The sequence below is a fragment of the Proteiniphilum sp. UBA5463 genome, assembly GCF_002427225.1.
In the GTDB taxonomy this organism is placed as follows: Bacteria; Bacteroidota; Bacteroidia; order Bacteroidales; family Dysgonomonadaceae; genus Proteiniphilum; species Proteiniphilum propionicum.
The window spans coordinates 57,065-81,663 of the sequence record NZ_DIQL01000010.1; the positions used below are offsets into that span (position 1 = coordinate 57,065).

The window sequence follows — 24,599 nt, forward strand, 5'->3', positions numbered from 1 at the left end:
TTCTTCCAAGCTTTCAATTTTTTAATAAGCAGCCGGTACCGGGAGGCTTTGGAGTTTTTTTAAATAAATATCTTGCGACTGATATAAGGAAAGAGTTTTAAGGCGTTAACAAGCATTTAGTGGGGGTTCCAACAATTAAGCATAATTTTTAAGGGCTTTTATGAAGTCTCCTTAATAAAATAACCCCCTCCTGTTCTTTTTTTACCTCTTTTTTATTTCCTTTGCATGTCACATTTACATGTCAATTTTGAAGGATAAGTAGAATAGGGAGGTAACAAGTATGCAATTCAGCATCTATGCGACTATTCAATTATCCACAGACCTGAATGATTAAAAGAAAAATTTTATGAAAGTCGGTATTCTTACTTCAGGCGGAGATGCTCCAGGCATTAACGCTACAATACGTGGTGTAGGTAAAACAGTCATCAATAATTACGGTATGCAGGTAATAGGTATCTTGAATGGATTTTCAGGATTGTTGCATAAAGATATTGTAGAACTTACCGACCCGTCGTTGTCCGGTATCCTTAATATGGGTGGTACAATTTTAGGGACTGCGCGTGAAAAGGTATTTCGCAAGATGATTACCTCTCCCGACGAGAAGGACAGGGAGCAGATAAAAAATGCCTATCACGAGCTGGGGCTCGATTGTCTGGTATGCATTGGAGGAAACGGCACCCAACGAACAACATGGATGCTTTCGGAGCTTGGATTAAATGTGGTGGGGATACCAAAAACCATTGATAACGATGTGTACGGCACTGATATAACCTTCGGTTTTGATACGGCGGTAAATATTGCTACCGAGGCTATCGACAGGCTACACTCCACAGCCAGTTCTCACCGTCGCGTTATGGTGATTGAGCTGATGGGGCATCACGCTGGGTGGATTACCCTTTATGCAGGAATGGCAGGGGGTGCGGATATAATTCTTATACCCGAACTGGGATATAATATGAAGGCAATAATAGAAAAAATCAACAAACGGATGGAGATGGGGAAAGCTTATTCTATTGTTGCTGTTGCAGAGGGTGTGGAAGTGCCAGTGAGAGAACGGCCAGCTACATATTTCGCCCGTGAAATTGAGGAGCATACCGGTTTCGAGACACGTGAAACAGTGCTTGGATATATACAGAGAGGCGGATCACCTTCGCCTTATGACAGAAATCTTGGTACGTTGCTGGGGGGACATGCTGCGGAACTGATCCATGAAGGGAAGTTTGGGAGAATGGTGGCAAAGCTGGGAAACAGCATCTCCGATATACCTTTGTCAGAAATTGCAGGAAAGCTTCGACTGGTAACACCCGACACTGACCTGGTTGTCCATGGTAAGCGCATGGGTATCTCTTTTGGTACTTTATAGGGTAAGCGTTGCACGCACCACATTCTGAAGACTGTCAGTACAGATGATTTTTTTAGCTGCCTTAATTCTGTTCAGGACATTACTCCTGTGTTATTTCGTTTTGAGCTGATAAGTTATTTTGTTGAGTTTTGGCGATGGCTTCCTGCAGGCTGTCGCTTTCTCTAAGTTTTTTGATGGCCACCTTGGCTGCCATCTGATGCGACTCTTTCTTTGAATATCCTTTTCCCGAACCAATCTCAGCTCCTGCAACCTTTACACATGAAATAAAAACAGGGTTGTTTTGGGTATCATACAGCGATTCTGTGACCTCAAAACAGACATCCACCTTGTTTTTTTGTCCCCATTCAATTAGGCGTGATTTGAAATCGACTTCACTCTTTAGTACCTTTTCAATGTTCAGATGCTCCTTTATAAGTGTTTCGTATACAAATTTCTTGGCTACCCTGTAGCCCTGATCAAGGTAGATGGCGCCAATTAGAGCCTCGAGAGCATCTCCATATATGTTAGTGTTGTGTGCCAGGTTTCGGGTAGATGATACAATCTTCTTGTCAAGTCCTAATTCTACTGCCAACTTGTTAAGTGTCTCTCTTTGTACAATACGTGAGCGAGTGCTTGTAAGAAATCCCTCCTTTTTGTGTTCGAATTTTTTATAGAGAATATCTGCAACGATAGCATCGAGAATGGCGTCTCCCAAAAATTCAAGTCGCTCATTGTTCACCCATCTCCCTTTTTTGGAGCGTACGGAAGAGGAACGGTGAGTCATAGCTTCCCTGTAGAGATCAATCCTGTCAGGATAGAACCCAAGTACATTGTAATATGAAAGATAAGGCTCTTTCCCAATATGAGGGAGAGCCTTGATCCTTTTTACGAGTCTTCTTAACACATTATTTGCTGTATTGCTTGAGAATTACACTTGCGTTGTGTCCCCCAAAGCCAAAAGTGTTAGATAACGCAGCTCTTATCTCCCTTTTTTGAGCTTTGTTGAATGTAAAATTAAGATTATAGTCAATTTCCGGATCGTCATCCCCTTCTTCATGGTTGATGGTGGGGGGGACAATCTGATCCCTGATTGCCAGGATACTAAGCATTGCTTCAAGTGCGCCTGCTCCTCCCAGCAAATGGCCTGTCATCGATTTTGTAGAGCTGATATTCAGTTTATAGCTATGTTCACCGAATACTTCGAGAATAGCTTTTACCTCTGATATATCTCCAACAGTTGTAGATGTTCCATGTACGTTTACGTAATCGATATCTTCGGGCTTCATTCCGGCATCTTCCAGTGCATTACGCATAACTAACTTTGCTCCCAATCCTTCAGGATGTGAAGCGGTTATATGGTATGCATCGGCAGACATACCTCCACCGGCCACCTCCGCGTAAATGTTTGCTCCACGGGCTATTGCATGCTCCAGCTCTTCCAGGATGAGTGCTGACCCTCCCTCGCCGATAACAAACCCGTCACGGCTCGCACTGAACGGGCGTGATGCTGTTTCCGGAGAGTCGTTTCGTGTAGACAGAGCATGCATTGAATTGAATCCGCCCACGGCAGACGGGCTGATGGTCGATTCAGCACCACCGGTAACGATCACATTTGCCTTACCAAGACGAATGAGGTTGAAAGCATCCACGATGGCATTTGTTGATGAAGCGCAAGCGGATACGGTTGCATAGTTCGGACCTCTCAGTCCGTAAATCATAGAGATATGCCCAGCTGCGATATCCGCTATCATTTTCGGAATGAAAAAGGGGTTGAACCGTGGTCCTTTCTCCTTATTGATATAATAGTCACCTACCTCGTCTTCAAATGTTCTTATTCCTCCGATCCCCGCAGAAAATATTACCCCAATACGGCTTGTATCTTCTTTCTCCAGGTCAAGTCCGGAATTTTCCATCGCCTCTTTGGCTGCCTTGATCGCAAGTTGGGCATATCTGTCATATTTTCTTGCTTCCTTGCGGTCAAAAAGATCGCTGGGGTTGAAATCTTTTACTTCGCAGGCAAACTGCGTTTTAAAAAGCGATGCATCAAAATGAGTAATAGGCCTGGAACCACTCTTACCCGCTAAGGCATTTTCCCACGTTGTCTTAACGTCGTTACCCAGCGGAGTAATTGCTCCCAAGCCTGTTACTACTACTCTTTTTAACTCCATGAATAGAATGGATTATTTCGCGTGTTGTTCTACATAAGAAACTGCGTCGCCAACAGTAGAGATTTTTTCTGCCTGATCGTCTGGAATTGAGATATTGAATTCCTTTTCAAATTCCATGATCAATTCTACTGTGTCAAGTGAGTCGGCTCCCAAATCATTGGTAAAGCTTGCTGTTTCTGTTACTTCAGCTTCTTCAACACCTAATTTGTCGACAATAATCGATTTTACTCTTTGTGCTACTTCAGACATAACTTTCGATATTAATTAATAAATTAAAAATTTTATTCTTAAATTTGCGATGCAAAGTAACGCATTTTTTCTCTAATTGTGCAAACTTTTGTCTATTAAAATCAAAATAAGTGCACAAATCACGTTTTTTTGTGCAAAAAACATCCGTTTTATGACTCGTATTTCTATTTTTGCGTCGGGTAACGGCAGTAATGCTGAAAATATTGTCCGTTATTTTTCCGATAGTGACGATATTGTGGTTTCACTAATTATCTCTAATAAAAGAGATGCTTATGTGCACGAGCGTGCCAGGCATCTGGGTATCCCCTCTTTTACATTCAGCAAGCCTGAATTTGATGACGGCCTGCTTGTTCTCGACACTCTTCGTGAATACAATATCGATTTTATTGTACTTGCCGGGTTTCTCCTGAAATTGTCGCAACCTCTTCTTGACAGTTATCCTGAACGAATAGTTAACATTCATCCTGCTCTTCTGCCAAGGCACGGAGGAAAAGGAATGTATGGCGACAGGGTGCATCGTGCTGTGGTTGATTCAGGTGATAAGGAGTCGGGAATCACAATACATTATGTAAATGAAAATTATGATGAAGGTAGCATCATCTATCAGGCAACCTGTGAAGTAAATAAAGAGGATACGCCTGATGATATTGCCCGGAAAGTTCATGTTCTGGAGTATACTCACTATCCGCGGGTGGTTGAAGAGGTGGTAAAAAAAATAGCAAGCGGAGAGTCGCAGATAAAAAAATAAGTAGTACCTTTGTATCCCGTTTTGCGGCTGTGGCGTAATTGGTAGCCGCGCTAGACTTAGGATCTAGTGACGAGAGTCGTGGGGGTTCGAGTCCCTTCAGCCGCACATTAAAGCTCCTTTCAGGGAAACCCGAGGGGAGTTTTTTTATTCTTCAAGGTTACTTAAAGCGCAGATGTAAAAGCTTTTACTTTATTTCTTCAGTAATATTATTCCTATTAGTTTCCTCCGATAAGTCTTTTATGTCCAAAATATACGGGAACATATTCTGAAATTCAGTGTTTTACAATCCGTTAAATTGGTTTTATGGTTTTTGAATCAGACTCATCATATCAATCTTAAGCAGCTGAGTTATAAATGAAGTTAAAGTGCTATTCCGGGAGTTTTTAAAATTTTACGATAAGCCCTATTGTTGGTAATACTGTTCCTCTGAAAGAGTCGAGCGTGCGAAGCAACTGCCGCTTCCCTGGATCATTCGGATCGTCCATTATCTTCCCCTCAGTATCTTTATTGGTATAGATGGGCGTATTCTCAGAACGGAAGTTATATACATTTTGTACATCGGCATAAACATTCAGCATCAACCACTGAAAATAGAACTCCTTGTCGATACGAATATCCAGCTGATGAGAATCTTTTAAACGCAATGTGTTGAATTTCTTATAATCGATATAAGCCTGACTGGTGATGCTCCATGCCTCTTTGTCGGTCGACAGGTTCCAGTCGATGGGAGAATAGGGTGCCCCACCCACATATCGCCACCGTGCTGCAATATACCAGCTTTTGCCGAAACGGTAGCCCCCCGTAATATTCAATATTGACTTTGTTTCCCATGATGAAGGGATATAGAGGCCTTTACTATTGCTGAATTCGCTTCTGAAAAGGGTAAAGGTAGAGGTTAGATCTACATTTCCCAACGACATAACCCTGGCTAGAAACTCTACACCGTATGCTCTTCCCTTGCCTTCGGAAATCACCTCTTCGTCTCCCACCTGGCCGTATTCGGTGCCCTTGCTGGCAATGCTTATTCCATCGGCTACAGAAATCGGATAGCGGTTATATTGCTTGTAAAACCCTTCTACCGTAAACCGTATCATTTCCTGGGGATTATATTCAAAACCTGCAACTACCTGATCTGAAAGAATATATCGAACACTTTCATTTCTGTTTGCAAATGTTCCGTTACTGTTTTTAAATCCCATAGTCGTATAGGAAGGTTGCATAACATAACGTCCAATGTTTGTGTTCAGGTTCAATCTTTCGGATAAGGCATATGATATCGAAAAGCGGGGCGAAAGTTGATTAAAAGGGTTTCTCATATTATCGTTGAATGTGTTTCCTGCCGTATTGAGTCCTAGAGAGAGCCTAAGCTTTCCGTCTATATAATCGTCGGAAAGCTGTACGAAAGCCTGATAAGCAAACAGGTTGAGTTTAGTTTGATAATCAAAATCGCGAGTTGTTCCGTCAATAAAGATCTTCCTGTAAGTATAATTGGTATATCGGGTATGCTTTACTCCTCCACCAAACTGCAGTTTTACAGGAAATGCAGGGTAACTGCGCTCAAAGCGCAGTTTATTTTCTGCTTCATCGGAGCGATAATCGGAACTCTTAGGTTTGGATTCATCGTTTTCAGGATATTTGTAATTACTGTTTCGCAGCATGTTGCGACTGAGTACCCAAGTGTCAAAATAGTTGTCGGAGAAGTGCTTGTAAACGGTCCCTAAAGCATAATTCCATTGTTTGTAAACGGGAAGATAGCTTAACAGATACTGTTGCGACTCGGTACCGGTCTTTTGCAAATCGGTGTTGAGTGTCATGTTATCGATAGCGCCGAGGCCAATAAACGTGAGTTCGTTCTTGAGGCCGACAGAGTACTTATATTTAATTTGAAAATCGTTGTATGTAGGTAAAAAGGGAAGTCCTATCGCTTTGAAAAGCAATTGAAGGTAGGATTGTCTGGCTGAAATGATAAAAGTGGATTTCTTACCTGCTGGGCCGTCAAGGGTAAGAGCTGCATCCGAAGCTCCGACTGAAATCTTGCTATGCAGACGGTCTTTGCTGCCATCTTTCTGACGTATTTCCATCACTGAGCTTAATGCATTGGGGCGAGCAGCAGGGAATGCTCCGGTGTAGAAGCTGATTTCGCGAACAAAATCGGGATTGATGATTCCGACTACACCTCCAGAAGCTCCCTGGGTGGAGAAATGATTGATCACCGGTATCTCTATGCCATCAAGGTAAAAGACATTTTCCGAGGGGCCTCCACCACGGACAATCAGGTCGTTACGGTTTGGGTCGGTTGCGCCCACGCCGGGCAATGTCTGCACTATTTTAGATACATCGCGGTTGGCACCGGCGCTTTTTTCAATCTGTTGTACTCCGATAGTTACCACCGACAATGGGCTTTCGATACGCTTTGCCGTGATCCTGGGCATTATCTCCACACCCTGAAGCTGGATAGATGCCTCCCTAACCTCAATATCTATATACGAAGTTTGATTTCCCTGTACCTGTATTTCCGGTGAGATTGTCTTTTCAAAGCCCACCATAGTCACGATAAGTTTTTTGAACCCGGGATCAATACCTGTAAGCCGGAAATTGCCGTCAATATCTGAATTTGATCCAATGGTAGTACCCTCAATCTGAATAGTAGCAAATTCAAGCGGTTCGTTTGTTTTGGCATTGTAAACGCGACCCTGGATATTTCCTTTCTGGCCATAAGACAAAACGCTTATGAGTAAGAAAATAAAAATGAAAAACTTTTTCATAAAAGTTTCACAATATGATTTTTAAAAAAAGATATTGGTGAGAATTTATACCTGAAATAAACATAATTTATTTGCTTTTGTTCAACATGAAGTAATGTTTTTTTCATTGAAAATTTTTCATTCATTCTTCGAATGCATCACGATTGCAGCAAAATAGTTCACTAACGTTAGACTATTTCTCGCTATGGCATAGTCCAAATAAACTTGTCCTCTGCTCATTTAGCTTAACGAAATAGTTCACTAACGTTTTCACGGTACCATACGGGTTCTTTGAAATTGCCGGACAACTTTTGGTGAGTAATGCAAATTTCCTGACGAAAGAGCTATTTTCCGGGATTGACTAAGCGGTTCTTTTCAGATAACGGAGTTAGTGTATGCAGCTGCCGGCGGGAGTCAGGCAAATGTGATATCCTATATTTAACAGAGAATTCAATTAATGAGAATTACTCTTTTTTTGGTGGCATTACCCTGTTTGATATATCACATCCTTTGCAACCGCCGCAGTAGGGGTTGTCTCTCTTTTCAACAAAGAGATTATATATTGAGCGTATAAGCTTAACCGCAACCGCAATACCTGTTATAATAACTATAAGTAGTTGTAGGTCCATCTCCTTGAAACAAATTTTGTGATGTTAGATAAATATTTTTTAAATCTCTTCCCTAAAAGTCTCTTTCATTATAATCGGGCCAAAACAGATGTTTGTATTCAATAATATGTAATCAATTTTATATTTTGGGTTTTAGGAGCTGACTCTTATTTTTAAACAAAAAGATTTCCTGCCTGATGCACCACAAAGGCAACAAGCCACGCCAGGCCGGTGGAATAAAGTACGCTGAAGAGAGCCCATCTCCAAGAGTGAGACTCTTCCTTAATAGCCACGATTGTGGCAATGCAGGGGAAGTAGATCAACACGAAAAGGAGAAAACCAATGGTCACGAGATTAGTGAAAACTGGTGCCCCTCCCGGATAGGTTTCTGCTTGCAGCCGCTCCTGCAACGAATGCTGATTGTTACTATCGCCGGTGTAGAGTACTCCCATTGTGCTGACAACGATCTCTTTGGCAGCCATCCCTGAAAGCAGGCTGACTGATATTTTCCAATCAAACCCAAGGGGACGCATCACAGGCTCAATAAATTTTCCGATCCTTCCTATGTATGAGTTTTCCTGATGAGAGGTGTTACGGGCATGATCAATCACGGCTGTCATCTGCTTTTTCTCGTCGCTGCTGATTTCATTCTTGTCATATTGTACACCTATCTGCACTATATCTCTGTCGAACAAATTGTCTCTCTCCTTGTCTTGTGGAAAGTATCCCAGAAACCATATCAGGATGGATGCGATGAGAATTGGTCCTCCCATTTTACGGAGATACTGGCTTGAACGATCCCACATATGTGTGAGAATTGATTTTTTAGTCGGCATTCTGTAGGGAGGCAGCTCCATAACAAACGGAGTCTCTTCCTCTTTGAACAGTGTATTCCGGAACATTCGGGCTGTCAGAGCTGCTATCGCAATACCAAAAATATACAATCCCAGCATTACAATGCTGCCCCGGGAAGGGAAAAATGCTCCAACAAAGAGTATATATACTGGTAAGCGGGCGCTACACGACATGAACGGAACAATGAACATGGTTATCATCCGGCTACTGCGGCTTTCGATAGTACGTGTAGCCATGATAGCCGGAACGTTACAACCAAATCCCATGATTAACGGAATAAACGATTTCCCATGCAGCCCTATCTTGTGCATAAGCTTATCCATGATAAAGGCTGCACGTGCCATATAACCAGAATCTTCCATAAAAGCAATAAAGAGGTACAATATTACGATATTGGGAAGAAACACGATAACTCCACCCACACCCCCGATAATACCATCAACAATCAAAGCTTTCAGAGGCCCTTCAGCCATATTGTTTCTGATGAGGTTACCCAGTTGGGCCACCAGCCATTCGATCCACTCCATTGGATAGCCCCCCAGACGGAACGTAGCCTCAAACATGACCCAGAGAAAGAGAAAGAATAGTGGGAAGCCAAGATACCTGTGGGTAAGTATGGAGTCTAGCAGTTTTGTTTTATCTGTCTTTTGACCTTTCTCCGTGAGCGTTTCCTGCAGCCCACCAGCGATAAAGCCATAGCGGGCATTGGTGAATGCCGACTCCGGGTCTTCGCGGAGAAGTTTCCCGATATATGCTTGTTCCTTATCTCTACGTGCAAATATCTGTTCATTCAGGGGGAGTTCCCTGGTACGCCTTTCTACCTCGTGGTCGCCTTCAAGCATCTTGATGCATATATACCGTTGAGGTATTCCCCATCCGGAAATATTGCAGTTTTTTATTTCACGCTCCATGATGCTGATCGATTTTTCCAATACCCTGCCGTAGGGGATCTGTACATAATTGTGTACCTCCTCATTGTGTACTGCAATAACCTTCTCAAGCAGTTGCGGAATCCCTTCTCCCCTCTTGCCGACGGTAGGTACAACTGGAATATTGATAAGTGAAGAGAACTTTTCATAATCGAATTTGCGGCCGCTCTGTTCCAGTTCGTCGTACATGTTCAGGGCTATAACCATGGGGACTTCCAGATCTATCAGTTCGGTGGTGAGATAGAGATTCCTCTCCAGCGCGGAAGCTGACACCACATTCACAATTACGTCAGGCTTCTCATCCAGTAGATATTTTCTTGCATATAACTCTTCAGGTGAATATGCAGATAGAGAATAGGTGCCGGGAAGATCTACCAGCGTAAATGAATATCCGTTATGCCTTAATTTCCCCTCCTTGGAATTAATTGTTACACCACTGTAATTACCAACATGTTCGTGAGCGCCCGATGCGAGGTTGAAGATGGAGGTCTTTCCCGAGTTGGGGTTTCCCAGCAAGGCAACCTTGATGTTTTTCTTGTTCAGGCAGTTATCCCTTCTCCGGTGACGCTTCCTATGCCCCTTCCCTGTGCCATTGCAAGGTAGCTCTCCTGTTAAGGCCAGTTCATCTTTGGTGTAACCATTGTTCCTGACATCCTCTTTTAGCATGGAGATTTCTATCATCACTGCTTCGCTGCGGCGCAATGAAACATCGTACTCCATGATCTCATATTTGATGGGATCCCTTAAAGGAGCGTTCAGAATTGACTTTACCTCTTCTCCACGAACGAACCCCATTTCGAGAATACGTTTTCTGAAAGCCCCACTACCATTTACTTTTATGATGTATGCTTTTTGTCCTGTCTGAAGTTCTGAAAGACGCATAGATGAATAAACTCCCTGATTAGCCTGCAAAGGTAAGATTTTTCTCTGTATTATTTATATTAATTATAAATAATAACATTTGGGCTGTTCTAGGTTGTTCTCAGTATATTATTTAAAAGTTTAAAAATAATCAGTTTATAATAGATCAGTAAACTACAATATAGCTTGGATTACAGGATAGAAAAGATACGCTGAGAGAGGAGGCAGAGCGAGATGAGTCTTTAACGGCAGAAGACTCCGGCGAGAGGGTGCATCTTAAGGTATGGGCGACCGGGTATGACTGGGAAATGTTTTGCTTTATCGTTTTTCGATGCCGTTTTTTCTTTGTATTTTTGTCTGCTTAAGAATAAAACAGATAGTAATCAAAACAAATATAACCAATTATTTATGGCAAATAAACCATTCAAATATCAGCCGCCTTTCCCCATGTCGAAGGACCAAACGGAGTATTATCTGCTCACTAAGGAGCATGTTTCAGTATCTGAATTCGAAGGGAAGGAGATTCTGAAAGTATCGAAAGAGGGATTGACGCTGTTGGCTCAGACTGCTTTTCGTGATGTAGAGTTTCTGCTTCGTTCCGAACATCAGGAACAGGTAGCAAAAATTCTGTCCGATCCCGAAGCGAGTGAAAACGACAAGTTCGTGGCTCTTACATTCCTGCGCAATGCGGAGATATCCGCAAAGGGAATTCTCCCTTTCTGCCAGGACACAGGCACGGCCATTATCATGGGTAAAAAAGGTCAACGGGTATGGACTGAAGGCAATGATGAAGAAGCCCTTTCACTGGGTGTTTACAACACCTTTGTTAACGAGAATCTGCGTTACTCGCAAAATGCGCCGTTGAATATGTATGATGAAGTGAATACTGGAACAAACCTCCCCGCACAGATTGACCTGTATGCTGTTGATGGAGATGAATATAATTTCCTTTGTATTGCAAAGGGAGGAGGTTCGGCCAATAAGACCTATCTTTATCAGGAGACGAAAGCTCTGTTGACCCCCGGGAAACTTGAGGATTTCCTTATTGATAAGATGAAATCGCTGGGTACCGCTGCATGTCCTCCCTATCACCTGGCCTTCGTTATCGGTGGTACCTCAGCCGAAGCCAATCTGAAAACGGTGAAGATGGCCTCAGCTAAATACTACGATAACCTTCCTTCGGAAGGGAATGAGCTCGGCCAGGCTTTCCGTGATCATGAGCTGGAAGAGAGACTGAAGAGGGCTTCGGAAAAGCTTGGATTGGGTGCACAGTTTGGAGGGAAATATTTTGCACACGATGTGCGGGTGATCCGCCTGCCGCGTCACGGCGCCTCCTGCCCGGTTGGAATGGGTGTTTCCTGTTCGGCTGACCGTAACATAAAGGCGAAGATCAACCGCGATGGTATTTGGATTGAGAAGCTTGAAGATAATCCTACTCGCCTTATTCCTGAGGAATACCGTGAAGCAGGGGAAGCTGGAGGTGTTAAGATAGATTTAAACCGGCCTATGAAAGAGATACTGGCTGAGTTGTCAAAATATCCGGTCTCCACCCGGTTGTCGTTGAACGGTACCATCATTGTTGGGCGCGATATTGCCCATGCAAAGCTCAAAGAACGTATCGACCTTGGCGAGGGACTGCCTCAATACATAAAAGATCATCCTATCTACTATGCCGGGCCCGCAAAGACCCCCAAAGGATATGCCTCAGGCTCAATGGGACCTACAACGGCAGGGCGCATGGACTCCTACGTTGATCTGTTTCAGTCGAACGGTGGCAGCATGATAATGCTGGCAAAAGGTAATCGAAGCCAGCAGGTTACCGATGCATGTAAAAAGCACGGTGGTTTTTACCTCGGGAGCATAGGTGGACCTGCTGCAATTCTAGCGCAGAACAGTATCAAAAGCCTCGAATGCATTGAATACCCGGAGTTAGGCATGGAGGCGATATGGAAGATAGAGGTGGAAGATTTCCCGGCATTTATACTGGTGGATGATAAGGGTAATGATTTCTTCCAGGTGGTGACGCAGCCAAATTGTTTATTTGGATAACCATAATGTCAATTTTGAAGTTTATTGATTTGATATTTGCCAAAGTATTGATTCACATTACAAGTAAAAAAATATGAAGAAAACGTTTATTATATTGATTGCTCTTTTTTTAGGTTTATCGGCTATAGAATCACAGACCCGGACCAGCATCACTCTGGAAAATGGGTGGAGATTTACCCGGGAGGATAATCCGAGGTCATCTGAAACCGATTTTAGCGACAGTGAATGGCAATCGGTCAGAGTACCCCACGATTGGGCTACTTACGGCCCGTTCAGCAAAGAAAATGATATTCACAGGATGGCTATCGTTCAGGATGGACAAACAAAGGCCATAGAACATTACGGCCGTACCGGCGGGCTTCCTTTTGTTGGAGTGGGGTGGTACAGAAACACTTTTACTATTCCCGGTTTTTCCAACGATAGGCGCGTAACCATCCAGTTCGATGGTGCCATGAGCAACGCCCGTGTTTTTGTAAACGGGAAAGAGGCGGGTGTCTGGCCTAATGGTTACAATACGTTTTACTTCGATATTACAGATCTTTTAAACAGTGATGGGAAAAACAATACACTGGCTGTTCGCTTAGAGAACTTCGAAGAGCAATCCCGCTGGTATCCGGGAGCTGGGCTCTATCGGAACGTACACCTTATTACAACTCACAAGACTCATATTCCTGTTTGGGGAACCTATGTAACTACACCCGAAGTAAATGAAGCATTTGCGAAGGTTAATGTGAAGACGAAAGTGGATTGCGCAGAAGGGCTTTCCGATATAAACTTTCTCAGGCTGAAGACCTCGATCCTCGACCCTGCCGGGAAGTTAGTGGCTGAGTCGGAAGATGAATTTACCAAATTCGATGGGGATGAGATGGAGCAGTCACTTATAGTAGAGAATCCGCTGTTGTGGGATATCAGGCAGCCCAACCTTTACAAGGTATATTCAGAGCTGATTATGGTTGAAAGAAAGGTGAAAACAGAAGAGAATAAAACTACTACTGAGGAGTTGGCATATCCTGTAGATGAATTTACTACTTCTTTCGGCATTCGTAGTGTTGAGGTGGTTGCTGATAAAGGGTTCTTTCTCAATGGTAGAAAGGTGAAATTTCAAGGCGCATGCATGCACCATGATTTGGGGCCGCTCGGTGGCGCAGTGAACGAAGCGGCGATACGTCGTCAGATTGGCATCTTGCAGGATATGGGTGTAAACGCCATCCGTACCTCGCACAACATGCCCTCTCCTGAATATGTTCGTATTGCTGATGAGATGGGGATGATGCTGATGGTTGAGACCTTTGATGAATGGGCTATACCTAAGGTAAAGAATGGGTATAACCGCTATTTCAAGGATTGGGCAGAGAAGGATGTGGTCAATGTATTGCATCATTACCGTAACAACCCCAGCGTGGTAATGTGGTGTATAGGTAATGAGGTGGAAGAGCAGAGCAACCCGCAGGGTGCTAAGGTGGCCCGTTACCTTCAGGATATATGTCACCGGGAAGACCCCACCCGTCCTGTTACCAATGGTATGGACCGCCCCGATCATGTATTCAGCAACCATATGGCTGCTATCATGGATGTTCCTGGTTTCAACTACCGCTCATTTCGTTATCAGGAAGCATATGAGAAATTGCCGCAGCAGATAGTGCTTGGCAGTGAGACCACCTCCACGCTTAGTTCACGCGGGGTTTACAAGTTCCCGGTGGAGCGGAAGGCGATGGTTATGTATGACGATCATCAGGCCTCTTCCTACGACCTTGAGCATGCCGGCTGGTCAAACCTGCCGGAGGATGACTTTATACAGCATGAGGAATTGCCCTATACCATCGGTGAGTTTATATGGACCGGGTTCGACTATCTGGGCGAACCCACGCCCTATTATAGCAACTGGCCCAGCCACAGTTCCCTCTTCGGGGCGGTGGACCTGGCAGGTATTCCAAAGGATCGCTTCTACCTCTACCGAAGCCACTGGAACAAAGAGGCTGAAACACTCCATATCCTTCCCCACTGGAACTGGGAGGGCCGTGAGGGCGAGGTAACACCGGTATTCGTCTATACCAATTATCCCTCGGCAGAGTTGTTTATCAACGGCAAGAGCCAGGGTGTACGGAAAAAAGATCTCTCCGTTCCGCTCAAAGGGAGCTACAGCTCAGAAGCACAGAAAGGGCTGGAACGGCAGAAGCGCTACCGGTTGATGTGGATGGATACCCGGTATGAGCCGGGAACGGTGAAGGTGGTTGCATATGACAATAACGGGATTGCGGTTGCTGAAAAAGAGATCCACACAGCAGGGAAACCGTACCGTCTGGTGCTGGAAACAGACAGGAATGTGATCAGTGCCGACGGAAAAGACCTTTCGTTCATCACCGTATCGGTTGAAGACAAGAACGGAAACCCTTGCCCCAATGTAAATGAACTGGTTAAATTCAATGTGAACGGGGCAGGAACCTACCGTGCCGGGGCCAACGGTGACCCCACAAGCCTCGACCTGTTTCATCTGCCACAGATGCACCTTTTCAACGGCAAGCTTGTGGCAATTGTTGAGTCGGCCGATAAGCCTGGAACAATTACTTTCGAGGCCAACGCCAAAGGGATTAGGAGTGCTTCAATCAAAATTCAAGCAAAGTAGTTCAGAATCATACAGAGATAGTGTAAACGCTCCATCAAAAGGTGGAGCGTTTACACTATCTCTGTTGTTTGATTTTTATTCTTTATAGTTAATCCACACTTTCATTTGTCCGGGTTCTCTGTTATCCCAGGCATAGTATGGAACAAAACGGATGCTATCGCTGTTTATATATGCATTTATTGCAACTACCCCGTTTAGTAAAGCAGGTTCAAAACCGTTTGTAAATTTTGTGTTCCTTGTCAGGAACAGGTTATCAAAAGAGATATTATCAACTTCTTCCATACAATATACCAACGGTCCGCGCTGAACGGCTCGTTTACCGATGTTCTCTCTTACACGATTGTCAGCCTCTACTACCTCTATAGGCATATCCATAGTGAATGTCAGCCTGTCGGAGTTTTTCCATTTTCTGTCGATCACAGCAAAACCTTTATCAACTGGTATGTTCTCTACTTTTTCACCGTTTATAGTGATTTTGTACTTTTTGCACCATCCGGGAATGCGCAGACGAATTTCCTTTTCCATTGGCCTTTTTAGTGAATCTATGCTAAGCTCTACTGCACCATCCCACGGATAACCGGTTTTCTGATGTATGATGACAGTTTCTCTCCCGGTAGTAATTTCAGCGTTGTTCCCTATAAATAGATTTACCCATATTGCCTTATCTGATACCCCGTAAATATAGCTTCCGATGGATGGCAAAAACCGGGAGATCTGGCTGGGACAGCAAGCTGTTCCATACCATTCACGGCGATGATGATTGCCGTGTGATGCCAACGGGTTCACATAAAAGAACCGATCGCCGTTCAAAGATATGCCGGCAAGAGCTCCGTTGTACATGGACCGCTCCATCACATCAATATATTTTGAATCGCCGGTTAATTGATGCATGCGTGAGTTCCAGAATACCATCCCAACCGAAGCACACGTTTCACAATAAGCTTCATAGTTGGGCAAATCGTAAGGCTCGGTAAAGCCTTCGTTCTGCAGCGATGAACCAATGCCACCGGTAACATACATTTTTCGAAGTACGACATCATCCCATAAACGGTTTAAAGCATGAATATAACCCTTATCCCCCTTAAGTGCAGCTACATCAGCCATTCCACAGAAAAGATACATGGCTCGTACTGCGTGTCCTGTTATCTCCTCCAGTTCTCTTACAGGTACAGAATCCTGATAGTAGAGTTTGTTCCATTCCCCTTCCGTTCCCTTGCTCCCATATCCATGGCCTCTCTCTTCGAGAAGCCAGTAAGCGAAGTCGAGATACTTTTTCTCTTTTGTCACTTCGTAGAGTTTAACCAATGCCAGTTCTATTTCCTCGTGCCCCGGCACCCAATGACGTTTGCCTGACCCGAACAGACTCATCATATGCTCGGTCATCCGAACTGATACGTCCAGCAATTTCCGTTTGCCCGTTGCCTTGTAGTATGCCACTGCCGCTTCAATCATATGTCCGGCACAGTACATCTCGTGCTTGTCCATATTTGTCCATCGCTTATCGAGCCCCGTAAGCGCGTAGAATGTATTGATGTACCCGTCGGGTTGCTGCGCCGCCGCAAATTTATCGATCCATTCGTCACATTTTTTCTCCAGTTCGGGATCGGGGTTGTTGATAAGGCTGTATGCCATCCCTTCCAATGCTTTATACACGTCGGAATCATCGTAAAAAATACCCGAATGTTCGCCGGTACCTTTTCCCGCGTTTTCAAAATTGCGGATTCTCCCTGTTTTATTTTCAATTTGATCTATACAAACAGGAAGCGTTGATATTACATGGCTTTTTAGCCTTGGCGACCAAAAACTATCTGTGATTTTTACACTTGCGAAATTTACCTGGTTGATCATCTTTGATGAAGGGTTCGTTTCATTTTTGATCATTATACAACATAAGACCAAAAGGGGGATTATGAGTGAAATCAAATATTTGTTCATTTTTGATACATTTTAACTTATTTTCTTGTAATTGGAAATTCAGCTATCCTTAATGTTGTGCAACCATAAGGGATTAAAGTGATTTCTTCTTCGGGTAAAGTTTCCGACTGGTATTGAACACTAAATGGTTGGGGCCCTGCAGAACTGTTGTACAATTGCCATTCATTTATCCGCTTCCCTTTTGTTTTAATCTCAATGGGTGCATTGTTAACATTCCAGGGATATCCTTTCATCCTTTTTTTCACTACCTGAAAATCGGTTTTAATATTTTCCGGCTTAATTGATTCTTCTTTTAAACAGTAGTTCCAGGGAGAATCGCTGTGAACTTCGTAATACCAGTCGCCATACCTGCTACCGAACTTGCGGTCATCCCGAACCTTTGTCCATTTTTCCTCCATACGCAAAGCATATAAAAGCGGCCCCCTTTCAACTGCTGCAGATCCTTCATACCAACGGGTGATAATAACACTCATTGGTAGTATTAGCTCCACTTTATCTCCTGATTTCCATTTTCTTGATAGTCTTTCAATATTTCCGCCTTTCGCCTTTAATCGAATTTCATTGTTAATTTTTATAGTAGCTTCGCTGCACCACTCAGGGATTCGCAAATAGAATGGGAACTCTGTCGATTCTATTTTTTTATCCATGATCTCTATTTGGAAATGAATTGACTCGTCGAATGGATAATCTGTTGTTTCCTCAATTTTCACAGCAGTACCGGATCCTACCTTTGCAGTTACCATACAAGGCGAATAAAAAAGTGCTGCTAAACCGTTATCTTCTGACGCGAACCAAAGGTGCTTTGTAAATTTAGGCCAACCCTGGTGCAGGTTTGAAGTGCAACAGGGATATCCGGTCAAAAGCCCAAATAATTGATCGGTGCCGTTGTAGCTGGTTACAAAATTTCTTGGATGGCGTGATATTTCTACCTGATTAAGTTGCTGGTAATATTGCCGTGCATCGTAATTGTCAGTCACCTGTGTGGGTAATGCATTAAAAGTAACTCTTTCCAGCCAATCTGCCCATGCTACATTTCCTGTAATTTCAACCATTTTTTCCAAAGAAAACATTAGTTCAACCGCAGTACAAAGTTCAGAACCATGGGTCGGATTTCCGGTATGCAACAGCTCGTCCGCACCATATAATCCATTAGGCCAACCGTGCGCTCTCATCAAATCGGAAAATCCTTTGTTAATAGCATCAATATGTTTTGTATCCTTTGTGGCTTGATACCGGATAATTGGTTGTTTCATGCCTTGTGCCAGATTCACACAATGTACGCCAAAGAGCCTGTTAAGCATATTTCCCTCCAAAAAAGAATTTGTCCAGTCGATAGTTTGCCCGGTGATTAAATCACCCAGATCCAATAGAAATTTTTCACCGGTAATGTTATAAAGCCAATAAACGACCATTAAGTTATCTCCTCCCCGTTGTTGTCCCCAACGTGTCCAATGATTCAAGGGTTTCTGGGGCAGCTCTTTTAATTGGTATTTAAAATAGTTTGTCATAAAAGGAATGACGCGCTCATCGCCAGTTGCCTCATAATATGATTTCATGAACTTTAATACAACCATTTTTGGCCACCAGTCCTGTGCATTTGTTCTTTGTAATCCCTCTTCCGGTTTCCGATCTACAGAGGGGCCAAAATAACCATCAGGCCTCTGACTTTTCAATGTCCACTCCACCCAGGGTTGGACCTTGGCTTTTAGCAAGCTGTCATCCAGGATGTATGCTAAAGGCAACAGCCCGTCAATCCAGTAAGGCCCTCTTTCCCATACATCTCCGTCGCCTCCCAGCCATCCATTTCGAGGCCCCATAACCTCACTGTAAAGAGAGTCAAGGTGTCCTGTCATCCCGTTTTTCATCTTTAGCAACTGGCTTTTCAGCCACCCTTCAGGGCGTACTGTCCCTACTGGGAGTTCCATAAATGGTTTTGTAATTAATGGTGTACGATTATTTAAATATAAATCTGTTGTCGGTTGTTTTAATTGAGACTTGGTGCACATATTTATTACAATAAAAAATAAAATGATCAAGTTTACTTTCTTCATAATATTTCAAATTTACATAAATTAATTTATTTTTGTCTGTCTGTTTTCTTTACATGCATATCGGACCCGGAATTTTTATCTAATAGGCCGGATTTATTAAAATCGCTCTCTGTATATCAATTGTAGAATCAGTTAATAATCAAATCTTATTCTTATAAAGCATCCTTGACGCAGCGGAACCCAACCGTTGCTTTTCTTTCGAACGATGTTGAGAGCCGTAATAAATATTGCCTAAAATTCAATTCTCTAGGGCCCCCCTGTACATACCAAAAACTAGATGTGGGTAAGAAATAACTTCCTCCTTTTAACATTATATATCTATAAGTGGTATTATCATATACATCATTTGTCAACTGCCATACACAACCGACTAAATCATTTAATCCGTATGGGTTTGCTCCATCCTTATATTTTCCAACCGGGTAAAGTGAACCATCGCCCAAATTACATCGGTTTGGGTTTATTCCTTTTATCTTCCAGACAGAAAGAGTATTCGTGATGAATTCTTCTTCCCTTTCCACTGGTTTTTCCTGTATCCATGGCCATTCGTTGCCTTTTTCGGTCTGAGCCGCATACTGCCATTCTATTTCGGTCGGAATACGTTTTCCTGCCCACTTAGCATAGGCTTTTGCATCTTCAAGAGTTACATACGTTACAGGATAGTTCTCTTGCCCTTTGGGAATTTGATTGTTTGTCCAGTGCTTTAGAAAATTTGCCGTATCATTTGGTTGATATCCTGTTGCCTCCAGAAATTCCCGGTATTGTCTGTTGGTGACCGGGTATTTATCCATGTAGAATTTTTTCATTACCACTTTATCTCCATTTGATGTTGGATTTTCGGGATAACTGATGAATGAGTCCCCTGTCCGGTAGCTGTCGCATTGGAATATGCCTGATGGAATGAGAACCATTCCCTGAGGCGCTTTGCCAATCCTGGCCGTTACTTCAGGTTCCGATATAAGCCGTGCTGTACCGGGATTAATATTTATTATTCGTTCATCAATAATTTCTCTATTTTTGAAAGCTTGAATAACAAACTTTCCTTCGTAATCAGGGAAGTATGAAAGTAGTCTGATCGATTGCTCTTGAATTCCAAACAAAGCAGCTATCTTTTGGTAAGAGGGATTACCTGCCCAGATACGTATACTATCTCCTGTCTGGCTTGAAAAGGTTAAAATATCTCCTGACAGCTTTACCGACAGCAATTTTGGAAATTTTGCAATAGCAGAAACAGTGCTCTCGTTATTTGTTCCTAAGTCTGTACAGTTGAACCCATCAAGATTTACAGTAATGTAATTTTTATCTTCAACACTGTTTATTGCCAGCTCCTCATGATGAAATATATCGACAAAATGGGAATCGTTATCTGCTGAATTTACTTCAAAAAGGTTACCACTGAAACCACCCGGATGAAAATTGCATATTGTATATATGGTTTTTGACTCTGTGGGCCACTCATTCACGTATATGCTATCAACGAGAGTAGGTATTAGAGGAATATATAACTTTTGTAGAAAGTTACTGCTGCTTTCCCTTTGTATTTGCAATAGCTTGCCCCAGTAGCACATCTGTTCATCAGACCATTCGAATCTGCCTGGAGGAAAACTGTTTATTTCAGTACCGTATCCATTGAAAAAAGAGAGGTTAAATTCTCTTTTGATGGGTTCCCGGGCTTCCTCAGCCACTCTAAATATTGCAAAATCGGGCTTTATAAACTTGTTTAAATTTAGAATTGGAGGATAATAAAGAGCATTGTGAACTCTGCCTGATACAATGCCTTGCATGTCTTTTGGGACCGCCATTCCTTCACTATACATCACCACCCCTTTTCTGGCTGTATCAACTGCGTCTTGTAACTCATCACTTGATCCTCCCTTTGTATCTAATACAAAGCCATCTATATTTGCAGTCCGGGTAATATTGGTTATCCCTTCAAGATGTCCTTCATCGTCACGAGTGCTTTCGTCCCAGGGATTGTAGCAAATGAAGAAAGCGCTTCCCAACTTGTAACATAAATCTGATATTTCCCTGAGCTTTTGAAACCCACCAGGTAAATCCCGGAACATATCCCATTGATTTCTTTGATCCATCCCCAATGCTGGCCATGTAGGCCAAATACCATACACATCGTAGCCTCCCATAAGGCTTTTCATCTTTTCCAGGTGTCCTTTTACATGAAAAGCATTATCTGTATAGTCATAAAAACGTTTATCCCATGTCATCATAAGATTCACCGCATAGCAGTTCCGGATCCATTTAAGATCTTCTCTTTCAAGCAATTTGTTATTGAATGTACCTACCGGAACATCGTACAGTAGTCTGTCCTGAAATATTAATCTCAGCCCCTCCTGCCAATTTCCCTGATACCTGTCCAGCCAGAAATTATATTCAATTGTGCCACCGGGATAGAGTGTTGTTTCAAAGCGTCTCAGCTTTCCATTATTCAGGCTTTTGTTATTACGACGGACCAATGCGGCAATATTGCAGCTCTCTTCTGTCTCGGCACATGTAAATCCTAATTCCCAGGCATTATCGGGCAGGATTACATTCAATGGCTGATATCCGGGTCTGAACAGATAGGACCGGGATAAGCCGTGAGTTCCTTTTCCGGTGATATACACATGCTTTTCATCCCGGCCTAACGGAACAACATTATGTAGGTTTATTGTGTCGGTTGAATTGTTTTTAAAACGTATTATCCCTTTAATTCCGTGTTCAAACGGTTTTGCTGAAAAAGAGATATCCATAATTTTGGAGGGACAAGCCGTTGAATAATCTGTTTCGTCAATCCGGTACGAGACAAGTGGTAATCCTTTGGGTAGTAAGATGCCGGGTTCAAGTGATTGAACCATAAGATGGTTCTCTTTGTCAAACTGTATTGAATTCAGTGATTGTCCGCAAAGTAAGGATAAACTCAAAAAGAGACAACAATTAAGGTTTAGCAGTTTTTTTGATACTTCCATAGTTTAATCGATCTTTTGTTTTTTGATTGCATCGTTATAATCAACTACGTAATGCCACCAGTTATTCAATTTCCCGTCATTTAGATTGATCCCTCTGTAACGGGGAATGAGAGCAAGATAATATTTCATCCATCCCAGTTGCCATGATCCTTCAGGATTGACCCACTCTGTGCGGTTCACACTTTTTGACTCTTTCCCTCTTAGATAAGGGTAGTTTAGCCAATCATCTGTATAATTTGTTATATATGTTTCATTTCCAAAGTCATAATCGTGTTCTCCATTAGGAGGATAATGAACATTGCCAACCTGTGCTTTCCCCTTTTCAAATTTTTCATACTTTAAACAATAGGCAGAGTATTTCTCCCACGAGGTCAATTGAGATATATTTGTTAAATAATACTTGCTTTATTTGCATAATAAGTTTAATATAAATCCATTGCAGATCAAATCGTACGGAAAATTTACTCTGTTTTCTTGTTGCAATTGATAGAGACCTAATCTACAATGGATTAATGAAAGTTACTATTTGCTATTTAAGGACAATTTTATGGTATGTATGTCCATCATTCATTAAAAGATAGCGAGTTATATCGTTCTTGACGATTCCGTTTTTTTCAACTCTTACATAGTATATTCCTTTTGACTTTTGGACATCCAAACCGGGTTCAAAATCTTTTAAAGAAAAAACAGCTTCACCGTTCTCGCCAGTATTGCGTGTTAAAAAAATGTTTGTGTTGCCGTCACGATCTTCTTTTGTTTTATAGATATTTACAACTGCATCGGCAACTGTTTGTGTCATATTATCATCATTGAATACCTGAACGTGAAACTCCCAGGGAGTCGCTTTCTGAAATTCTTCAAATATTCCGGATCTGTCACAAGACACTATGAATATCGAAAATATTATTATAGTTATTATTCTGATAGTTTTCATATATTTAAAAATTATATTGGTCATTTTTATCTTGTTCTCCTCCAAAAGTGTAAGAATCAATGTCATAAAAGCTAAGCTCCAGTATGGGAATTGGTAGTTGACGAAACGATCTGGTGGTCAATTGAAATTTATCAATCGGGGTTCGCCGCCTATCATAAAATGGTGTAGCAGTATAAGCATATCCGCATTCAACAAATCGTTCGTAATAAATTGCCTCTAAAATTTCATCTTTTGTTGAATTTACATCTATATCGTTTAGCTTGCCTCTATTAGCGTGTGTGAGATTCACCATTTGAACTGCTTTGGTTATATCTGTCGTTTGGAGTGCTGCTTCTGCATATAATAGATCAGATTCAGCTTTTGTAAAAAAATAAAGATCCCCTTCTCCCGATTGTTGTCCGGTCTCCGAAAATCGGTTTAAAACATAAGAGCTGTATTTTGTGTATCCATCATATGACAGGCCTCCCGTAGGTGTATTTACTGAAGGATAATATATAAAATCAGTGCCTAATCTGAAATCAGGAGAATTGGCCTCAGGTAAGGTTTTCCCTTGACCGAAATCTGTTGGAAGCGGCCAGATTGCACCCGGATCGCCCGGATTAGCCATCATATTAATAACTCTCATGCCAACTCTTCCCCACTGATTGCCACCCGGCCATGAAGCTGCAGCATATGACCATACATCCCATCCTTGTTGAGGCAGTTTTGCCTTCACATCTTCTGTCAGTCCTTCGGATATGTATTTCTTTACTTCACTCCAGTCCACAGAATTGTATTGTTCCTTATTTCTAGGATGATAGGCTATAGCTCTGGCAGCCATAAAGTTAGCGAATTGACGTAATTTTATGCTGTTCCCTACAATATCAGAAGGTAACAGCCCTCCGAAGTTTGTAAAGCTTTGATTGTTGCATATTTCAATGCACTTGTCCAGATATTCAAGCGCTAAAGACTTTGCTTCTGAAGCAGGCTTAATGTCATCAGATGTAATTTTTTGAAGATCTGACTCTTCAGTTACCAAGAAACATTTGTCAAATAACAAGCTCAATTCTGTGTAGAAAGCTCCCATCAAAAAGTAGCAGTTTGCTAGTATCTTAAATGTTTGATCTTTGTTATCTTCTTTGTATATAAGCTGGTTGTCTTTAATCATTGCCAACATATTCCTTACTGTACTTATTTTGCTGTAGTGGTTATACCATAATGTTCTGGGGAAACCAGCATTTTTATCCGTGTTAGGAATCATTGGTTTTTCATAGTTCTTCCGATAATAATATACCTGAAGGTCCCAGTTGCCTGCTCCTGCAGTAAAAGAATCTGAATTAGTTGCCAATATCCATGTATCACCATCATTAGGTGCCAGCATGTGATGCCACCAATTATTATAAGCTCCGCTTATAAGAGATGGATACTGATTAATATCTCCCATAACCGTTGAAATATCCGGCTGATGATCGTTCTTTATATCCAAGCCTGAAAAATATGGGTCACATGCTTCTAGATACAAGAAAATAAAACACGATATAAATATTATCTTTCTCATAAT

General features: G+C 42.3%; 16 protein-coding genes and 1 tRNA gene. 5 read left to right on the forward strand and 12 right to left on the reverse strand.

Annotated features, from left to right (window positions below; genetic code table 11):
- The first annotated feature begins 346 nt into the window (after positions 1–346).
- The gene (locus B3B27_RS02090; RefSeq protein ID WP_238868182.1) at positions 347–1,363 is read left to right on the forward strand and encodes an ATP-dependent 6-phosphofructokinase; all 1,017 of its coding nucleotides are present in this window, start codon (positions 347–349) and stop codon (positions 1,361–1,363) included.
- 79 nt (positions 1,364–1,442) lie between these two features.
- Here B3B27_RS02090 and rnc read toward each other — a convergent pair whose 3' ends face one another.
- Genes rnc through B3B27_RS02105 form a run of 3 tightly spaced genes read right to left on the reverse strand, consistent with a single transcriptional unit; the run spans position 1,443 to position 3,759 of the window.
- The gene (rnc, locus tag B3B27_RS02095; RefSeq protein WP_238868181.1) at positions 1,443–2,246 is read right to left on the reverse strand and encodes a ribonuclease III; all 804 of its coding nucleotides are present in this window, start codon (positions 2,244–2,246) and stop codon (positions 1,443–1,445) included.
- Position 2,247: 1 nt separating this feature from the next.
- Complete coding sequence (gene fabF, locus B3B27_RS02100; protein ID WP_238868180.1) at positions 2,248–3,510, reverse strand: beta-ketoacyl-ACP synthase II; 1,263 nt, start codon at positions 3,508–3,510, stop codon at positions 2,248–2,250.
- 12 nt (positions 3,511–3,522) lie between these two features.
- Positions 3,523–3,759 (reverse strand): acyl carrier protein, encoded by a 237-nt coding sequence (locus B3B27_RS02105; protein ID WP_238868179.1) that lies wholly within the window; start codon positions 3,757–3,759, stop codon positions 3,523–3,525.
- A 100-nt stretch (positions 3,760–3,859) separates the two neighbouring features.
- On the opposite strand from B3B27_RS02105, the gene B3B27_RS02110 reads away from it, so the two are divergent.
- Positions 3,860–4,507: a phosphoribosylglycinamide formyltransferase gene (locus B3B27_RS02110; RefSeq protein ID WP_407681803.1), complete on the forward strand. Its 648-nt coding sequence runs from the start codon at positions 3,860–3,862 to the stop codon at positions 4,505–4,507.
- Between the two features lie 23 nt (positions 4,508–4,530).
- Positions 4,531–4,612 (forward strand) — tRNA-Leu (locus tag B3B27_RS02115).
- 278 nt (positions 4,613–4,890) lie between these two features.
- Here the strand turns inward: B3B27_RS02115 and B3B27_RS02120 are convergent.
- From B3B27_RS02120 to feoB, 3 genes are all read right to left on the reverse strand, one after another.
- Positions 4,891–7,272, reverse strand: a complete 2,382-nt coding sequence (locus tag B3B27_RS02120) for a TonB-dependent receptor (RefSeq protein WP_238868177.1) — start codon at positions 7,270–7,272, stop codon at positions 4,891–4,893.
- 443 nt (positions 7,273–7,715) lie between these two features.
- Positions 7,716–7,880, reverse strand: coding sequence for a hypothetical protein (locus tag B3B27_RS02125; protein ID WP_286833737.1), 165 nt, complete (start codon positions 7,878–7,880; stop codon positions 7,716–7,718).
- Between the two features lie 152 nt (positions 7,881–8,032).
- Complete coding sequence (feoB, locus tag B3B27_RS02130; protein ID WP_286833749.1) at positions 8,033–10,525, reverse strand: ferrous iron transport protein B; 2,493 nt, start codon at positions 10,523–10,525, stop codon at positions 8,033–8,035.
- Positions 10,526–10,912: 387 nt separating this feature from the next.
- Here feoB and B3B27_RS02135 point away from each other — a divergent pair, with 387 nt between their 5' ends.
- Together B3B27_RS02135 and B3B27_RS02140 are read left to right on the forward strand one after the other, a co-directional pair.
- Positions 10,913–12,553 (forward strand): fumarate hydratase, encoded by a 1,641-nt coding sequence (locus B3B27_RS02135; RefSeq protein ID WP_238868175.1) that lies wholly within the window; start codon positions 10,913–10,915, stop codon positions 12,551–12,553.
- 73 nt (positions 12,554–12,626) lie between these two features.
- Positions 12,627–15,176 carry a DUF4982 domain-containing protein gene (locus B3B27_RS02140; RefSeq protein ID WP_286844911.1) on the forward strand — a complete coding sequence of 850 codons (2,550 nt, stop codon included), beginning with the start codon at positions 12,627–12,629 and terminating at the stop codon, positions 15,174–15,176.
- A gap of 75 nt (positions 15,177–15,251) precedes the next feature.
- Here the strand turns inward: B3B27_RS02140 and B3B27_RS02145 are convergent, their stop codons facing one another.
- The 6 genes from B3B27_RS02145 to B3B27_RS02170 all read right to left on the reverse strand — a co-directional run bounded on the left by B3B27_RS02145 (position 15,252) and on the right by B3B27_RS02170 (position 24,596).
- The gene (locus tag B3B27_RS02145; RefSeq protein WP_414703222.1) at positions 15,252–17,111 is read right to left on the reverse strand and encodes a glycoside hydrolase family 127 protein; all 1,860 of its coding nucleotides are present in this window, start codon (positions 17,109–17,111) and stop codon (positions 15,252–15,254) included.
- Positions 17,112–17,128: 17 nt separating this feature from the next.
- Positions 17,129–19,162 (reverse strand): beta-L-arabinofuranosidase domain-containing protein, encoded by a 2,034-nt coding sequence (locus B3B27_RS02150; protein ID WP_294071457.1) that lies wholly within the window; start codon positions 19,160–19,162, stop codon positions 17,129–17,131.
- Between the two features lie 152 nt (positions 19,163–19,314).
- On the reverse strand, positions 19,315–22,014 hold the full coding sequence (locus B3B27_RS02155; protein ID WP_286846769.1) for a formylglycine-generating enzyme family protein: 2,700 nt from the start codon (positions 22,012–22,014) through the stop codon (positions 19,315–19,317).
- Between the two features lie 114 nt (positions 22,015–22,128).
- Positions 22,129–22,500, reverse strand: coding sequence for a hypothetical protein (locus tag B3B27_RS02160; RefSeq protein WP_286846771.1), 372 nt, complete (start codon positions 22,498–22,500; stop codon positions 22,129–22,131).
- Positions 22,501–22,654: 154 nt separating this feature from the next.
- Entirely contained in the window at positions 22,655–23,059 is a 405-nt protein-coding gene (locus B3B27_RS02165) for a hypothetical protein (protein WP_286833745.1), read from the reverse strand.
- Between the two features lie 4 nt (positions 23,060–23,063).
- The gene (locus tag B3B27_RS02170) at positions 23,064–24,596 is read right to left on the reverse strand and encodes a RagB/SusD family nutrient uptake outer membrane protein (protein ID WP_286833746.1); all 1,533 of its coding nucleotides are present in this window, start codon (positions 24,594–24,596) and stop codon (positions 23,064–23,066) included.
- Between the last annotated feature and the right edge of the window lie 3 nt (positions 24,597–24,599).

Bases quoted from the DNA above. Each gene is read 5' to 3' on its own strand.
- B3B27_RS02155 (WP_286846769.1), bottom strand. From the start codon at position 22,014: ATGGTTCAATCACTTGAACCCGGCATCTTACTACCCAAAGGATTACCA.
- B3B27_RS02150 (WP_294071457.1), bottom strand. From the start codon at position 19,162: ATGAAGAAAGTAAACTTGATCATTTTATTTTTTATTGTAATAAATATG.
- B3B27_RS02165 (WP_286833745.1), bottom strand. From the start codon at position 23,059: ATGAAAACTATCAGAATAATAACTATAATAATATTTTCGATATTCATA.
- B3B27_RS02135 (WP_238868175.1), top strand. From the start codon at position 10,913: ATGGCAAATAAACCATTCAAATATCAGCCGCCTTTCCCCATGTCGAAG.
- B3B27_RS02105 (WP_238868179.1), bottom strand. From the start codon at position 3,759: ATGTCTGAAGTAGCACAAAGAGTAAAATCGATTATTGTCGACAAATTA.
- fabF (WP_238868180.1), bottom strand. From the start codon at position 3,510: ATGGAGTTAAAAAGAGTAGTAGTAACAGGCTTGGGAGCAATTACTCCG.
- B3B27_RS02140 (WP_286844911.1), top strand. From the start codon at position 12,627: ATGAAGAAAACGTTTATTATATTGATTGCTCTTTTTTTAGGTTTATCG.
- B3B27_RS02145 (WP_414703222.1), bottom strand. From the start codon at position 17,111: ATGAACAAATATTTGATTTCACTCATAATCCCCCTTTTGGTCTTATGT.
- B3B27_RS02090 (WP_238868182.1), top strand. From the start codon at position 347: ATGAAAGTCGGTATTCTTACTTCAGGCGGAGATGCTCCAGGCATTAAC.
- B3B27_RS02120 (WP_238868177.1), bottom strand. From the start codon at position 7,272: ATGAAAAAGTTTTTCATTTTTATTTTCTTACTCATAAGCGTTTTGTCT.
- B3B27_RS02170 (WP_286833746.1), bottom strand. From the start codon at position 24,596: ATGAGAAAGATAATATTTATATCGTGTTTTATTTTCTTGTATCTAGAA.
- feoB (WP_286833749.1), bottom strand. From the start codon at position 10,525: ATGCGTCTTTCAGAACTTCAGACAGGACAAAAAGCATACATCATAAAA.
- B3B27_RS02125 (WP_286833737.1), bottom strand. From the start codon at position 7,880: ATGGACCTACAACTACTTATAGTTATTATAACAGGTATTGCGGTTGCG.